This window comes from Acidobacteriota bacterium, from assembly GCA_030949985.1.
GTDB lineage: Bacteria > Acidobacteriota > Polarisedimenticolia > J045 > J045 > JALTMS01.
On sequence record JAUZRX010000042.1, the window covers coordinates 13,740 to 27,683 of the forward strand.

Annotated in this window: 14 protein-coding genes, 2 tRNA genes and 1 other RNA gene; 8 read left to right on the forward strand and 9 right to left on the reverse strand. The window is 67.4% G+C overall.

Translation table 11 applies throughout. The annotated features are described in order from the left end of the window. Positions 1 to 3: 3 nt before the first annotated feature. The 3 genes from Q9Q40_09970 to Q9Q40_09980 form a co-directional block, all read right to left on the reverse strand. Entirely contained in the window at positions 4 to 801 is a 798-nt protein-coding gene (locus tag Q9Q40_09970; protein MDQ7007550.1) for a DapH/DapD/GlmU-related protein, read from the reverse strand. Then, positions 791 to 1,825, reverse strand: a complete 1,035-nt coding sequence (locus tag Q9Q40_09975) for a Gfo/Idh/MocA family oxidoreductase (protein ID MDQ7007551.1) — start codon at positions 1,823 to 1,825, stop codon at positions 791 to 793. The genes Q9Q40_09970 and Q9Q40_09975 overlap by 11 nt, the downstream gene beginning before the upstream one ends. Positions 1,826 to 1,913: 88 nt before the next feature. Beyond that, positions 1,914 to 2,123 (reverse strand): helix-turn-helix domain-containing protein, encoded by a 210-nt coding sequence (locus tag Q9Q40_09980; protein ID MDQ7007552.1) that lies wholly within the window; start codon positions 2,121 to 2,123, stop codon positions 1,914 to 1,916. Positions 2,124 to 2,226: 103 nt separating this feature from the next. Here Q9Q40_09980 and Q9Q40_09985 point away from each other — a divergent pair, with 103 nt between their 5' ends. Then, entirely contained in the window at positions 2,227 to 3,432 is a 1,206-nt protein-coding gene (locus Q9Q40_09985; protein MDQ7007553.1) for a nucleotidyltransferase family protein, read from the forward strand. Here Q9Q40_09985 and Q9Q40_09990 read toward each other — a convergent pair. Genes Q9Q40_09990 through Q9Q40_10015 form a run of 6 tightly spaced genes read right to left on the reverse strand, consistent with a single transcriptional unit; the run spans position 3,347 to position 10,366 of the window. Further along, entirely contained in the window at positions 3,347 to 5,272 is a 1,926-nt protein-coding gene (locus tag Q9Q40_09990; protein ID MDQ7007554.1) for a nucleoside-diphosphate sugar epimerase/dehydratase, read from the reverse strand. The genes Q9Q40_09985 and Q9Q40_09990 overlap by 86 nt on opposite strands. Further along, positions 5,269 to 6,318, reverse strand: coding sequence for a uridine diphosphate-N-acetylglucosamine-binding protein YvcK (gene yvcK, locus Q9Q40_09995; protein ID MDQ7007555.1), 1,050 nt, complete (start codon positions 6,316 to 6,318; stop codon positions 5,269 to 5,271). Before yvcK ends, Q9Q40_09990 begins: the two co-directional genes overlap by 4 nt. Then, positions 6,311 to 7,117, reverse strand: a complete 807-nt coding sequence (locus Q9Q40_10000) for a CpsD/CapB family tyrosine-protein kinase (GenBank protein MDQ7007556.1) — start codon at positions 7,115 to 7,117, stop codon at positions 6,311 to 6,313. Before Q9Q40_10000 ends, yvcK begins: the two co-directional genes overlap by 8 nt. Continuing rightward, the gene (locus Q9Q40_10005; protein ID MDQ7007557.1) at positions 7,114 to 8,574 is read right to left on the reverse strand and encodes a hypothetical protein; all 1,461 of its coding nucleotides are present in this window, start codon (positions 8,572 to 8,574) and stop codon (positions 7,114 to 7,116) included. The genes Q9Q40_10000 and Q9Q40_10005 overlap by 4 nt, the downstream gene beginning before the upstream one ends. Beyond that, positions 8,571 to 9,779 (reverse strand): hypothetical protein, encoded by a 1,209-nt coding sequence (locus tag Q9Q40_10010; GenBank protein ID MDQ7007558.1) that lies wholly within the window; start codon positions 9,777 to 9,779, stop codon positions 8,571 to 8,573. The genes Q9Q40_10005 and Q9Q40_10010 overlap by 4 nt, the downstream gene beginning before the upstream one ends. Next, positions 9,776 to 10,366 (reverse strand): polysaccharide biosynthesis/export family protein, encoded by a 591-nt coding sequence (locus tag Q9Q40_10015; protein MDQ7007559.1) that lies wholly within the window; start codon positions 10,364 to 10,366, stop codon positions 9,776 to 9,778. Before Q9Q40_10015 ends, Q9Q40_10010 begins: the two co-directional genes overlap by 4 nt. Positions 10,367 to 11,051: 685 nt before the next feature. Here Q9Q40_10015 and Q9Q40_10020 point away from each other — a divergent pair. The 7 genes from Q9Q40_10020 to dnaX all read left to right on the forward strand — a co-directional run. After that, positions 11,052 to 11,345: a PqqD family protein gene (locus Q9Q40_10020; protein ID MDQ7007560.1), complete on the forward strand. Its 294-nt coding sequence runs from the start codon at positions 11,052 to 11,054 to the stop codon at positions 11,343 to 11,345. Between the two features lie 91 nt (positions 11,346 to 11,436). Next, positions 11,437 to 11,643, forward strand: a complete 207-nt coding sequence (locus tag Q9Q40_10025) for a hypothetical protein (GenBank protein ID MDQ7007561.1) — start codon at positions 11,437 to 11,439, stop codon at positions 11,641 to 11,643. Positions 11,644 to 11,759: 116 nt separating this feature from the next. Next, positions 11,760 to 11,836 (forward strand) — tRNA-Arg (locus Q9Q40_10030). A 33-nt stretch (positions 11,837 to 11,869) separates the two neighbouring features. Further along, positions 11,870 to 12,382: a tRNA adenosine(34) deaminase TadA gene (gene tadA, locus Q9Q40_10035; GenBank protein MDQ7007562.1), complete on the forward strand. Its 513-nt coding sequence runs from the start codon at positions 11,870 to 11,872 to the stop codon at positions 12,380 to 12,382. A gap of 53 nt (positions 12,383 to 12,435) precedes the next feature. Continuing rightward, positions 12,436 to 12,525: transfer RNA gene (locus Q9Q40_10040), tRNA-Ser, on the forward strand. A 49-nt stretch (positions 12,526 to 12,574) separates the two neighbouring features. Further along, positions 12,575 to 12,674, forward strand: an RNA gene (gene ffs / locus Q9Q40_10045) — signal recognition particle sRNA small type. A gap of 86 nt (positions 12,675 to 12,760) precedes the next feature. After that, positions 12,761 to 13,944 (forward strand): DNA polymerase III subunit gamma/tau (gene dnaX / locus Q9Q40_10050; GenBank protein MDQ7007563.1); only part of this gene is annotated, 1,184 nt, incomplete at its 3' end.

Below are 13,944 nucleotides of genomic sequence, written 5' to 3' on the forward strand. Positions count from 1 at the left end.
CGTTCAGACAGTCCAGTCCTGGTTGTCCAGCCATTGCTCCGGCGGCACGTCCCGCAGCACCTTGGCCGGTGCACCGAGTACGATCTTGCCTGCGGGAACGTCCCGGGTCACCGTGGAACCGGCCGCCACCAGGGCATCGGCACCGACGGTGATGCCGGGCAGGAAGGTGGCATTGGCGCCGATCCGCGCCCCCCGTTCGAGGGTCACCCCCTTGTGGTACTTGAAACGCTCCCGGGTGCGGCCGAGGAAGTTGTCATTGGTGAAGCTGACCTCCGGCGCGATGAAGCAGCCATCGCCGATGGAGGAGAGAGCCGTGATGTAGGCCTCGGTTTCGATCTTGCAGCGGCGGCCGATGGAGACCTTGTTCTCCACTGTCACACCGCGACCGATGATGGTCATCGCACCGATGGTCACGTCTTCTCGGACGGTGGCCTGGTCGGCGAGCATCACCTTCCCGGCGATCTTCGCGCCGCGGTAGACGATCACCCCGGCGCCGATCAGGCAGTCGTCGCCCACCTCGAGGGCTTCGAGCTGCTGCTCGCTGGTGATGGCCGAGGCGGCGGCCTTCATCGGCAGCTTGCCCAGCACCGCATGGTCATCGATACGCACGTTCTCGCCGATGACCGTACCGGGATGGATCACCACGTAGGCGCCGATGCGGCAGCCCGCACCGATGGAAACCCCCTGGTGAACCACGGTTCCCGGTCCCAGGTCGGCGCTTTCCGCCACCCGGGCTTCGGGGTGCACCAGGCAGAGCCCGAATCCTTGGGCCGCCGGAGCGGCCTGGAGCTTATCCGTCATGACTGGCCTCCATGCCGGAAGAGAGCGTCATCGGCGCTCCCCCGGCCTCGAGGGATTCCTGGGCGGCTTCGAGCATCTCGACCACCATCAGCCCGTTGCGGCCGTCGCTGCGGGGTGTCTTCCCCTCACGGACGCACTCGCAAAAGTGCTCCGCTTCCTGGCGCAGCGGCTCGACCATCGGAACCTTGGGGATGAGGATGTCCCCGCTGCGGACCGCGAGGAATTCCTCGTAGCCCACCGCCCGCGGCGAGAGGGTGGCGCTCTTGTCGTAGATCCGCACCTTCTCGGGCCCCGCCATATCATCGAAGACGGCCATCTTGCGGCTGCCGACGAGCACCATGCGGCGCGACTTGTGGGGATCGAGCCAGGAGACGTGGACGTTGGCCATCTGGCCGCCGTCGAAGCGCAGGTTGGCGAAGACCACATCGTGGATGCCATCCTGCAGGTAGGCCGCGCCCCTGGCCGTCACGTCGGTCGGGCGGCCCGAGAGCAGGAATCCGGCCACGGAAAAATCGTGGGGCGCGAGGGACCACAGGGCATTTTCCGTCTTGCGAATCACGCCCAGATTGACCCTCTCGCAGTAGAGGTAAAGAGGATCCCCCAACTCGCCATCGTCGACGAGCCGGCGGAGATAGAGAACGGCGGAATGGTAGAGCAGCAGGTGCCCGACCATCAGCACCTTCCCCGCCTTTTCCGCCTCGCCGACCATGCGCCGCGCATCGGCGGAGGTCAGGGCGAGCGGTTTTTCGACGAGGACGTGCTTACCGGCCTGGAGCGCGAGACAGCCCAGGTCGGCGTGAGTCGGCGAGGGAGTGGCAATCACCACCGCGTCGACCCCGGAGGAGTCCAGCAAGGAAGAGGCTGTCTCGTAGGTGGTCAACCCCGGCAGGGAGCGCTCGAGTTTTTCGCGCACGTCCCGGCGGGCATCGGCCACACCGACAAGGCTGACCCCTTCCATCGCCGCGAAGGTACGGACGTGGTTTCGACCCCACGCCCCGGCACCGATGATCCCGATTCGAATCACAGGGATTCCTTTCCCCGATGAAAGCCGGAGGGCGGAGCCGGTCCCGTCGGGCGGAAGCGACAGGACCGGCACGCCGTCCCGGACAGCATCAGGCCTGGACCCGGTTCTTCTCCAACCACTCCAGCAGTTCGGACTTCTTGTAGCGCAACGAGGAAGTCCGCCCCGATCCGACCCTGTAGGCCGGAAGCTGCTTGCTCTTGGTCAGCTCCCAGAGCTTGGTGCGGCCGATTTTCAGGAACTCCTGTGCCTCCCGGCTGGTGAGGATCTCGTCGTCGCGTTCAATCATCTCGGAGGCCATGGTTTCTTCTCCTGTTGTGCCGGACCGGCGGAAGGCCGGACCGGGTTACCTGGTTGATGTGTCGTGCTATAAGGGAACACTCGCTCAGGGAGGCCCCACTGCCTTGGACATCGACGCAGCCTTCCGCCTGCTCCTCCTGGTCCGCCAGGAGCAGACGAACGCCACGGGTCTTCGATCCGGGCAGTGGACCGCCCCGCTCGAGCTTGCTCGAGACGTGGATGTTCTGGGCCTGGCCGCCCGCCGCGTGCTGGACGCCGCGGAGGCCGGAACTCCATGGCGCGCCGAACTCCAGGCCTACCTCGCCCGCCTGGCGCGCCATCATGGTTTCTTTTTCATCGAAGCCCAGCGGGTCAGCGACGCCCTCGCCGCGCGGAGCATTCCCGCCGTGGTTCTCAAGGGGGTCGGGCTGGCCCGCACCCTCTACGTCAAGCCTGAAGACCGCTCCTTCCGCGACCTGGACCTGCTGGTGCCCCCGGAGGCCCTCGACGAAGCTCTGGCCTGCGCCGAGGGGCTGGGCTACAGCCGGCTGCGGCCGGAACTCGATGCGCTCTATCGCCGGCACCACTTCCACCTGATCCTCGAGGGCCCGGGTCGACCTCGACTCGAGCTGCACTGGGCCCTGGCCCGCCCCGACGCGCTCTACACGGTGGATCCGGCGTTGCTGCTCGAGAGCCCCGACCACGGACCCGGCTTTCCGGTTCCCCGACCCGAGGCCCAGGCGCTGCACTGCGTGCTCAACCTGATGCGCAGCGGCTTTACCGAACTCAAGCGCCTGGTCGACCTCGATCGCCTGGCCCGTCGCCCGGCGGGACTCGACCTGGAATGGCTCGAAGCGCAATGCCGTCGTGCGGGCCTCGACCGGGCACGCCGCCTGGCCTTCTGGATGTGTCGCGAACTGCTCGACACCCCGCTGCCGTCGCCCCCCGCCCGGGAACTGCATCCCCTGCCCCGGCTCGGCGTGGCGGGCTTTCCACTGGGACTGCCGCCGGCCGGCCGGCCACTGGCCCCCCAGGCGGTACGCCTCTTCCTCACCGAGCACAAGGCTCGGTGGGCCTGCGAAGTCCTGTTGCGCCCTCGATTCGAGCGTCACCGCCTGGCTGCGATGGGCAAGGGTCCGGCCCACCGGGGCCTGGCGATGGCCAAGCGCCTGCTGCGCGCCTTGCAGCTCGCGCCCTGGATGCTTGGCCTTGTCGATCGCTCGCATCATCGGCGTCTCCTGGCGCTCACGACTTCTTTGCGGTCCAGCTCTGGACCTCGGGAGGCAGATAGGGACGGTATTCCGGAACGATCTTCTTCAGCGTCGCCCTGATGCCCAGATCATCCATCTCCACCGCCTGCCGGATCAGCTCTCGCACGCTGGCGTCGAGTTCCCCGTCATCCATGCTGCGGTTGATGCGGACCTTGAAGATCTTCTGGTGCGCAGTCGGTTCCCGGTCTTCCCCGAGACCGACCAGCTCCTCGTCGAGCTTCTCGCCGGGACGCAACCCGCTATATTTGATCATGATGTCCTTGTCCGGCTCGAGCCCCGAAAGGCGGATGACGCGCCGGGCGAGATCGTCGATCAACACGGGCTCTCCCATGTCCAGCACGAAGATCTCCTTGCCCACGGCCATCGCACCGGCCTGAATGACCAGGGCCACGGCTTCGGGAATGGTCATGAAGTAGCGCTTGACCTCCTTGTGGGTCACCGTCACCGGCCCACCGCGCTCGATCTGCTGCTGGAAGAGGGGGATCACGGATCCACGGGAGCCCAGCACATTGCCGAAGCGCACCGCGGTGACGATGGTCTTGGTAAAGCGCGGCGAACGGACGTAGAGTTCGGCCACCCGCTTGCAGCAGCCCATGATGCTGGTGGGGTTGACCGCCTTGTCCGTGGAGATGCAAACCAGCCGTTCGACACCGAAGTCGTCGCAGATCTCGATCACGTTTCGCGTACCGAGAATGTTGTTCAGCACGGCCTCGTCCGGGTTGAGTTCCATCAGCGGCACATGCTTGTCGGCGCCGGCGTGGAAGACGATTTCAGGCCGAATCCTCTCGAAGATGCCGATCAGCTTCTTCTTGTTGATCACGTCGCCGATGATCTCGCCGATCTTCGTCTCGCCGCGCCGGGGCACCAGCTCCTGGTAGATGGCGTAGATGCTGTTCTCTCCCCGGCCGAAGAGATGCAGCTCGCTGGGTCCGAAGCGCAGCAGCTGGCGGCAAAGCTCTGAACCGATCGACCCGCCCGCACCGGTGATCAGCACCCGCTTGCCCTTGACGTAAGCACTGACCCCCTCCGCATCGAGCTCGATCTTCGGGCGGCCCAGCAGGTCCTCGATACGCAGTTCGCGCACGTCGGACAGGCGGGGCGGACCGTTGACCAGGCTCGCCAGGTCGGGGAGGATCTTCAGCTTCACGCCGGTCCAGCGGCAGATATCCACCAGGGGACGGATTTCCTCGGCGGAAGCCGAAGGGATGGCGATCAGGATCTCGTCCACGTCGTGCTGGGCCACCAGCCGGGGAATGTCCTCCCGGGTGCCGCGAACCTTGACGCCATGGATCCGCATGCCCTTCTTGGACGGGTTGTCGTCGACGAAGCCCACCGGCAGGTAGCCGAGCTGCCCTTTGCGGCACATCTCCCGCACCAGGCTCTCCCCGGCGTCTCCGGCGCCGACGATGAGGATGCGACGCTCGGTCGAACGCCGGGAGGTGAACAGCGCACGCAGCGGAGCTGGCAAGCTGGCCAGCATGGTCGGGTTGACCCGCTCCTGGGCCAGGCGCGGCACGAGTCGGACGAAACCGCAAAAGGCCAGCGTGAGCACACCGTCGAGCGTCACCACTCCGCGGGGAATCTCGAGAGAAATCACGTAGAGGAAAGCCACGAGAACCAGCGAGGCCGCGACGGTCGAGCGCGCCAGGCGCAGCAGGTCGTTGATCGAAGCGTAACGCCAGACAGTGGCGTAGTTGCCGAAGAAAGCGAAGACCAGCAGCTTGATCAGCAGCACCCACGGCCCGTATTTCAGCATGAGCTGAAGCTGCTCGTCGGGCAGGTTCTCCCCGAAGCGGAAGAGATAGGCCGTGGCCAGGGCCGCAGCGATGGCCAGAGCGTCGGCTCCCACCTTGAGCGGGGCGATCCAGATACTTCTCAGCCTCTGCCGTACCACTGTCATCCCTCCGCGCCGGCGACCCGCCGCGCCGCTGCCGCCCGATTGCCCGCCCGGCCTTTCCAGCCATTCCAGGCCGCAAGAATCCCCCCCGCAGTCAGCAGGGGGTCATGCCGCACCTTGGGCGTGATCTCCAGAACTTCCCGGCGCACCACCATCGGCACCAGGGAATCGACGACCTCGTCGTTCGGGTCCACCCGCGCCGCCCCCTCGCGCCGGTAGCGATCGAGAACGGACTCCGGAATCGGATCCGCGGCCACGAGCACCGCGTCGATGATGTCGCCTCCCGCATGTTCGTGAACGGCCCGAACATGATCCGCCACGGAGAACGCACCGGTCTCTCCCGGTTCGGTCATGGCGTTGACCACCAGGACGCGAAAGGCCCCCGTGCGTCGCACGGCCCGCTGCAAATCGGGAATCAGCAGGTTGGGGATGATGCTCGTGTAGAGGGATCCGGGTCCGAAGACCACCACGTCCGCCCGCTCGATGATCTCGACCACCCCCTCGGTCACCGGCGGGGCATCGGGCTCGAGCCGGATCCGCGACACCGCGCCACCGTGACCGGCGATCTTCGACTCGCCCTCCACGGTGCGACCGTCCTGCAAGGTGGCCACCAGGTGGACGCTGGCCAGGGACGAGGGGTAGACCTCGCCGTGAATGTTGAGTACCTCGCTGGCCAGGCGGATCGCCCGCAAGACGTTGCCGTTCTCCTCCTGGGCCAGGGCGGCGAGGATCAGGTTGCCGGCGTTGTGACCGTTGAGATCGCCTCCGCTTCGGTAGCGCGCCTGGAAAAGCCTGGCCATCAGCGGTTCGTTGTGGGAGAGCGCCACCAGGCAGTTGCGAATGTCCCCGGGTGGGATCATTCCCAGTTCGTCGCGCAGTCGGCCCGAAGAGCCGCCGTCGTCAGTCACCGTAACCACGGCGGCCAGGCGGTCGGGCGCAAAGTCCTCGAGCCCCTGGAGCAAGGGCTTGAACCCCCTGAGCACCACGGGAAGCCCGGTGCCGCCACCGATGGCGACCACCCGCAAAGAGCGGTGGATGGTTTCAATCATCGCCACGGTCGTAGTAACTCCCACCATACTCGTCATAGCGGTAGTAGTACCGATCCACCAGGGTGTAGCGCACGTCGTTGAGCACCACGCCAATCACCTTGCCGCTGGTGATCTGGGCCAGGGCCTTACGCACGATCTGCCGCGACGTCAGGCCGGCCCGGATCACGAAGACCAGCCCGTCGGCATAGGAATTGAGAATGTTCGCATCGACGAAACGCATCAGCGGGGGCGCATCGAGGACGATGGCGTCGAAACGATCCCGGAGCTGCCGCAACAGCCGCCGGAAACGCTCGGACTTGATCACCTCGGCGGGTTTGTCCGGGGGCCGACCGGCAGGCAGCATGCGCAGCCGGGTCTGGTTGAGACTGACCAGCGCCGCATCGAGTTCCGCCCGATCCTCGAAGACGTCCATCCATCCCAGCTTGGGCTTGCTCAGCAGGAAGTGATGCACCCGGGGACGGTGCAGGTCGACGTCCATCAGCAGCACCTTGCGGTCCCGGTCTTCGGCCAGGGCGAGGGCCAGGTTCATCGCGGTGAGGGTCTTGCCCTCCGCCTCGCGGGACGAGGCCATGACGATCACCCGGTAGGGGTGATCGTCCCGCGCCCCCAGGTGGTCGATGTGGGTCATCATCCGCCGATAGCGTTCGGTGATCGGCGAGCGGGGATCGACCAGGGGAAGCAGCAGGGGATTGGGGGCCAGGTCCCGCGGCGCCCGGCGTGACGACGGGGACGTGGTGACGACCCGGCCGCCGGACCGCGAATCGGGACCGTGGACATTCGGCTTGGATCGCGACTTCATCCGGCCCTCCTCCGAACCCGCGTCTTGCCCCGCTGGGCGCGCAGGCGATCGGCGGCCCGGTTGAGATCCGGCACCACCGCCAGGATAGGCAGGTCGATCGCCGCAGCGAGCTGTTCCTCACTCTTGAAAGACTGGTCGAAGACCTCCAGCAGCAGCACCAGGCCCACCCCCAGGCCACCGCCCACCGCCAGGCCCATCACGAGGAAAAGCCGCAAATCGGGCCAGAACGGCTTGGAGGGCGGCCGGGCGTAGTTGAGGGTCTCGAAGCGTTCACCGGCCTGGAACTCTTCCACGTCGGCCCCTTCGAGAGCCGCCAGCTCCTTGGAGTAGGCGTCCTCGTAGAGCACGGCCAGGTTCTGCTCCTGCTGCACGAAGCGATTGAGTTCGTTCTGGCGATCGGGGGTCCGCTCGAGCCGGCCCCGTATCTCTTCGTTCTCCCGCTCGAGCTGAGCCCGCTTGGCCCGCAGCGCGGCGATTTCCGCCCGGCGGCGGGCGATCTCCTGCTCGTGTTCCCTCCGCGCCAGCTCGGTGGCGCCGATGCCTCCGCCGGACTCGCTGCGTCCCTCGAGTTGCTGCTCGATGTTGCGGATCGATTCGCTCAGGGCCTTGACCCGGGGGTGGGCTTCGGTCTTGCCCTGGCCGATCAGCTCGGCACGCTGGGAACGCAAGCGCTGCAACTCGTCGATCAGCGGATCGCGGGTCGCCGCGGTGGTGGGGTCGGCATCGAGGGCGGAGAGACGCAACTCGAGGCGCTTGATCTCGTCCTCGTGGCTGCGGATGTCCCGCAACACCTGGTCGATCTCGGCGGTGTTGCGTTCGAGGCGCTGCTCGTTGGTCCCCTGATAGGACTCCAGCTCGAACTTGTGATCGGAGCGGAACTGCTGGATCGTCTCCCGCACCGCGTTGAGCCGCCGCTCGATGTCCTCCCGCTTGGCCCGGAGCTGGGAAAGGGTTTCCCCCGCCATCTGGCTGCGGATCTCCTCGTTGCGCCGGATATAGATGTTGGCCAGCTCGTTGGCGATCTCGGCCGCGATGCGCGGGTCTTCCCAGGTCACCTTGAGTGTGAAGTAGCGATCTCGAGGGTTGCTGTCCAGTTCGACCCGGCGGTCGAGCTTCTTGGCCAGCTCGTCGAGGTCCCGCGGTCCGCCGGGCGTGCCCACCAGGTTCAGCGCGTTGTTCAGCTCGAGAATGTAGCGTTCGGAGGTGACCTGCGAGTTGATCTGGGTCACCAGGTCCCGGTAGTCGATTTCGATCACCGACTCGAGCAAGCGCCGGGAGATGGTTTGCGTGCGAATCTGGACCTTGGTACTCGCCTGGTAGAGCTTGTCGAAGCGGAAAAACAGCGCGATCGAGAACAAGACCCCCACCAGGGCGGGAATGGCGATCCACCACTTCCGCCGAAAGGCGATGTCGAGGTATTCCTTGATCAGCGGATTCTGCTGCATCACGGGGCTCACCTGCCTCTCGCCAGCGGGCTGTAGCGCAGCCCGAGGCTCCAGATCGTGTAGTTCCTGTCCAGGAGTTGTTCGTCAGAACTCTGGTCGAAGCGCTCACCGGCAGCCACCAGGTGCCAGCGGGGCCCGAACGCGGCACTCCACTCGGCGCGGTAGGAGACCGTCGTGGTCGCGAAAGCGGCGACCTGGCCCTGCTGAGGCTCACGCCGATCGTAGCGGCCGAAAAGGGCGAAGCTGGACCAGCGGCCGGTGGGCGTTCGGAGGGCCAGGAAGCCCCCGGTCGAAAGCGACGAGCCGCCCGTACCCCCGGAGGAGGTCACATCGCGGTAGAGATCGACCTGCACCTGGCCGCGGCGACGGAATGTCTTCTGCCAGGAAAGGGAACCGACCAGGTCCGTCGGCTCGTCGATCCGGGCATCGGCCGGCACCCCCTGGCCGGGGTCGTTGATCAGCGTCCTGGCGGCTCCCGCGCTGAAGGTCAGGCTGCGGTTCTCGGTCGCGCGGCGGTAGACGCCGAGCAGGCGCAGCACGTCCCGCTCGCCCCGAAAGCCCTCGTCGAGCCGACTTCCGTAGAAACTGACCCCGAGCACGGTCAGCGGACCGAGATCGAACTCCCAGCCGACCTGGGCCGAGGTGGTGGTCACGTCGTCGAGGGGAAGGCCCGTGGTCTGACCACTGTCGTACCGGTTGCCCGCCACCGAGCCGTAGAGCAACAGGCGGGACCGCCGGCTCACCGCCTGGCGCAACTGGGCCGTGGCGGCGAAGGTGTCGAGAGTGGTGCGGGGCAGTACGACCAGGTCCTGCCCGGGGTTGTCGAAATCCACGCGCTGGCGCTCAACACGGCTGTAGGCCAGCGAGGCCTCCCACTCGCTGCGCCGGGAAAACTGGGATGTCCAGCCCAGCAGCAGGCGGTGACTGGTGTTGTCCAGCTGGTCGAAGTCCTGGTAGGCCTCGTGGAGCGGATGATAGACCAGGCTGATCTCTCCCCGCGGTGTGCGCCGCAGCAGGGCCAACCGGGCCTCGATCGTCAGGGCCACATCGGACTGATTCGCCGCCAGCCCGGCTCCCCCGGCGGAGGCCAGCACGTCGTCGCTGCGCTCGGCGGAGACCGTGAATACAGGATCGAAGCTCACGTCGGCGGCCCGGGCCGGCAGGACCGGGAGCAGCGGGGCGGCGAGCGCCAGGGCCACGGATAGAGCGTTCCTCATCGTGCGATCACCACGTCGCCGCTGCGCAGCCAGATGTTCTGGTCGGGAGCCTTGCCCTTGATGATCTTGTCGTAGTCCACTTCGCGAACGGTTTGCTTCCCGTTCTCGTCCCGCAGCACGAGAATCTTCTTGCTGGCGAACTCGTTGAGCCCGCCCGCGGCCGCAATGGCCTGCAGCAGCCGCAAGGGGGTGGACGACTCGAGGGACTGCTGGGCTCCCAGGTTGCCGAGCAGGTAGATGCGGTAGGAGTGGATTTCTTCCACCGCCACGGTGACCGTCGGCTCCTTCTGGAAGCGCGAGACGGCCTGGGCGACGACCGAGGCCACTTCCTGGGGCGTCTTGCCTGCCGCGGGAACGTCGCCGACCAGCGGCAGGGTGATCATGCCGTCGGGGCGGACGATGACCCTCTCGCGGCTGTTCTCTTCGTAGATGAAGACGAGCAGCACGTCGCCGGCGCCGATGCGGTAGCCCGGAGCCGTACCCGGCTCCTCGGCCACCCCCCACCAGCCGGGGGCCAGGGCCAGCACCAGCAGCACGCTGGCTGCCACAGGAAACCGGACGGAAAAAGAACTCGACAGCCGGGACATCACCCCTGACTCCTTGTCGCCTCTGGCCGGCTGTGGCGTGGTGCCGTTGCATTCCGCCACGAGACGGGCTCCCCTGATCATCCCCGAACGCTGGCCGATCCCATCGGCCGTCACGGGGATGGATGCGGCGCGGACGCCGGAAAGTCAAGCTCCAGCCTTATCCGTAATTGTTGGAACTTGTTTTTCAGTGTTCGAAACCTCACCACTCCTCACCCCCTGGGGTGCTCGTTCTCCATACAATCCCACCCACCGTGGACGGTCCCCCGAACCGTCCGAACAAGCATACTGGCAAAGTCCGTGCCGCACATGACAGGCCCGTGAATCCTCGGATCGATGCCGCTTTCCCGAAGGTGCCCCCGTGGGGACGGCGACAGGGGGTCGGGAGCCCCCCCCCGGAGCGGACCCTGTCGCGAATCCGACACCCCCTGGGCCGGACTGACCAGGCGCTGAACACCGGGCCGCCCCACAGACTTTTTTTCGCACAGCCCAGCCTGCCCGCCGCCGGAAGCCATGGGGCCCGCCGGCACGATTTGGACGCATTTTCACTTGCCCCGGACCCGGCGCCACCGTACCTCTTCAGGCAGACCCGCAGGGGTGATTGTCCCTCGGGGTCCTCAAGCCTTCCTGTTATGCTGGATGGCGTGCCGCACTGGCCCCAAGCCAGCGCGGATGGGAGGTGGCCCCGATGAAAGTGCCCCAGGCGCGCGTGGATCTCAGGCTCATGGACCTCGGTGCCGAGTTGATGCTCTGCGACGACGAGCGAAAGCTGGTCCACATCCTGAACTCCACGGCGCGGCGGATCTGGGACCTATGCGATGGGACCCACGGCGTCGCCGAGATTGCAGCCGAAATCTCGGCGATGTTTCCCGGGATCCCCAGGGAGCGGGTACTGGACGACGTTCAGACGGCGCTCGCGGATCTGGAAGCCAAAGGGGTCATCGCCTGGGTCGCGCAAGAGGCATCGCAACCGGGGGAGTGAAACGTCGGGCAGAGCGTTCCACTCCGACCCCGGTGGGAAGTCGCAGACCATACGGCCGGCCGTCGAGACGGCGCGGGAAGGAAGGTAAGCAATGGACACTCGTTGGAACCCCGAGCATGGTCAGACGGGCCAGGATCGGCCCCAGGACGACTTGGGGTACGTGGCGCCCGAAATCCAGACCTACACGCCGGAGGAGTTTCTCAACCTGCTCGGTCCGGCCCAGGGCTACGGAGGGGGCACTCCGGGCGGAGAGCGCGGCATCGGAAGGGGCATGCGCCTGTTTCCGGGCATGCGTTGAACCTCCCCCTCCCTCCACTCTCCGGGCGGAGGGACGGCGGCACGCTGCGGCGTGCCGCTTTCGTTTCTTGACCCGCCGGGGGTCGTCAGGTAGCATCCCTGCCCCGATCGACCTGCGCGCCCGTAGCTCAATTGGATAGAGCATCTGACTACGGATCAGAAGGTTTGGGGTTCGAATCCCTACGGGCGCGCCACTCTTTTTCTCCCCCGTCTCGAGGGGATACCCGATGAACGACACCCAGGCGATGGAAGCGGCCCTCGAGCAGGCCCGTCGCGCAGCGCGGGCCGACGAGGTTCCCGTGGGGGCGGTGCTGGTTTCCACGGCGGACGGTCGCCTGCTGGCCGCCGGGGCCAACCGGACCCTGACCGACACCGACCCCACCGCCCACGCGGAGATCGTCGCTCTCCGGGCCGCCGCCGCCGCCCTGGGGGCTCCCCGCCTGCCGGGCACCACCCTCTACGTCACCCTGGAACCCTGCCTGATGTGCCTGGGGGCCATGGTCCATGCCCGGGTCGATCGGGTGGTCTTCGCCGCCGCCGATCCCAAGGTCGGTGCCACCCGCCGCTTCCAGGAAGTCCCGGTGGACTTCTGCGGGCTCAACCACCGGCTCGCCATCGACGGGGGTCTGCTCGCCCCGAGCGCCGCCGAGTTGCTCCGCGCTTTCTTCCGCCGGCGGAGGGCGCATCCGGAAGCCGGACAGCGCCGGGGGGAAGCCCTCCGGCAACGGCGGCGGCCCTGAAAACCGGCGCTGGCCGGGCCGGGTTCTCCATGCATAATAGGCGGGCTCTTCTCGGAGAGATGGCCGAGTGGTCGAAGGCGCACGCTTGGAAAGCGTGTGTGCGGGCAACCGTACCGAGGGTTCGAATCCCTCTCTCTCCGCCACGTTGTGCGCGATACCCCGGGGCCCCGGGTCCCGGGGAGTGCCTTTCGGGGCTCGCACCTGTGCAACCCGGCCCCGCGAACCCGGTCAGGCCCGGAAGGGAGCAGCCGTAAGCGGACCGCAGGGTGTGCCGCAGGCTCGTCGAGCCCCTCCAGATCGGAAGGCCCGGGCGCCCTCTCCGGGGCCCCGGGCTTTCCCCGTTCCCGGGATCCTCCGGCACCCACGGGAGGCAGGTTCTTGTCGCGACTTCCCCTGGCCCGGGCCTGCAGGCCCCAGCGTTTCGCCGAAGTCCTCGGCCAGGCGGCGCCGATCCGCGCCCTGGGCAGCGCCGCCCGGGAACGGAACCTGGCCTCGGCCTACATCTTTTCGGGCACCCGGGGCATCGGCAAGACCACCATCGCCCGCATCTTCGCCAAGACCCTCAACTGCGCCGAGGGGCCCGCGGAGGACTGCTGCGACACCTGCGAGGCCTGCGTTGAAATCCGTGAGGGCAAGAGCCTGGACGTGCTCGAAATGGACGCGGCGACCCACACCGGCATCGACGATATCCGGGAGTTGCGGGAAGCCGCCCAGTACCCCCCCAGCAAGGAGAATCACCGGGTCTTCATCCTCGACGAAGCCCACCAGCTCTCCGCCTCGGCCTGGAACGGTCTGCTGAAGATCCTCGAAGAGCCGCCTCCCTGGTGCGTGTTCCTCTTCTGCACGACCGAGCCCCACAAAATCCCCCCCACCATCGAGTCCCGCGCCCTGCACTTCGCCTTTCGCAGCCCCACCCCGGCCCAACTCCGTGCCCACCTGGCGGAGGTGGCCGCGGGGGCGGAGATCGAGATCGAACCGGCGGCCCTGGACCTGCTGGTCAAGGCCGCCGACGGCTCGGTGCGGGACGGCCTGTCGGCCCTCGACCAGGCCCGGGCCGTGGGGGGCACGCCCCTGAGCGCCGAGGCGGTGCGGGAAGCCCTGGGCCTGGTGCCGGGGGAGGCGGTCGAGGGCTACCTGCGGGCCGTCACCGGGGGCGACGCGGCAGCAGCCCTGGCCGGCGTGGCGGACCTGGAGGACGAAGGCCAGGACCTGCGCGCCTTTGCCGCCGAGGTCCTGGAATCGGTCCGGCGCCTGGCCCTGCTCGGCCAGGTGGGCCCGGAAGCCACCCCTGCCGAACCCTGGGAGAAAGAACTCGCCGGGCATCTCGACCCCAGGCCTCTGCTGTGGATGGGCCGGATTCTCGACGAAACCGAAACCCGCCTGCGCCAGGGCGGCCCGGCCCGCACCCTGCTCGACCTGGCCACCCTGCGACTGCTGCAGGTGATGAATCTCGAACCCCTCGAATCCCTCGTCGCCCGCCTCGGTGCGGCGGGGGGCGGAGGCGGCCAGAACCCCGCGCCCGGCCGGCGGCGGTCCGCCGGCGGTCGACCCGAGATCGGAAG

Coding starts and splice junctions, on each gene's coding strand:
- Q9Q40_09970 (MDQ7007550.1), bottom strand. CDS start 801: ATGACGGATAAGCTCCAGGCCGCTCCGGCGGCCCAAGGATTCGGGCTC.
- Q9Q40_09980 (MDQ7007552.1), bottom strand. CDS start 2,123: ATGGCCTCCGAGATGATTGAACGCGACGACGAGATCCTCACCAGCCGG.
- Q9Q40_09990 (MDQ7007554.1), bottom strand. CDS start 5,272: ATGACAGTGGTACGGCAGAGGCTGAGAAGTATCTGGATCGCCCCGCTC.
- yvcK (MDQ7007555.1), bottom strand. CDS start 6,318: ATGATTGAAACCATCCACCGCTCTTTGCGGGTGGTCGCCATCGGTGGC.
- Q9Q40_10000 (MDQ7007556.1), bottom strand. CDS start 7,117: ATGAAGTCGCGATCCAAGCCGAATGTCCACGGTCCCGATTCGCGGTCC.
- Q9Q40_10010 (MDQ7007558.1), bottom strand. CDS start 9,779: ATGAGGAACGCTCTATCCGTGGCCCTGGCGCTCGCCGCCCCGCTGCTC.
- Q9Q40_10015 (MDQ7007559.1), bottom strand. CDS start 10,366: ATGTCCCGGCTGTCGAGTTCTTTTTCCGTCCGGTTTCCTGTGGCAGCC.
- Q9Q40_10020 (MDQ7007560.1), top strand. CDS start 11,052: ATGAAAGTGCCCCAGGCGCGCGTGGATCTCAGGCTCATGGACCTCGGT.
- Q9Q40_10025 (MDQ7007561.1), top strand. CDS start 11,437: ATGGACACTCGTTGGAACCCCGAGCATGGTCAGACGGGCCAGGATCGG.
- tadA (MDQ7007562.1), top strand. CDS start 11,870: ATGAACGACACCCAGGCGATGGAAGCGGCCCTCGAGCAGGCCCGTCGC.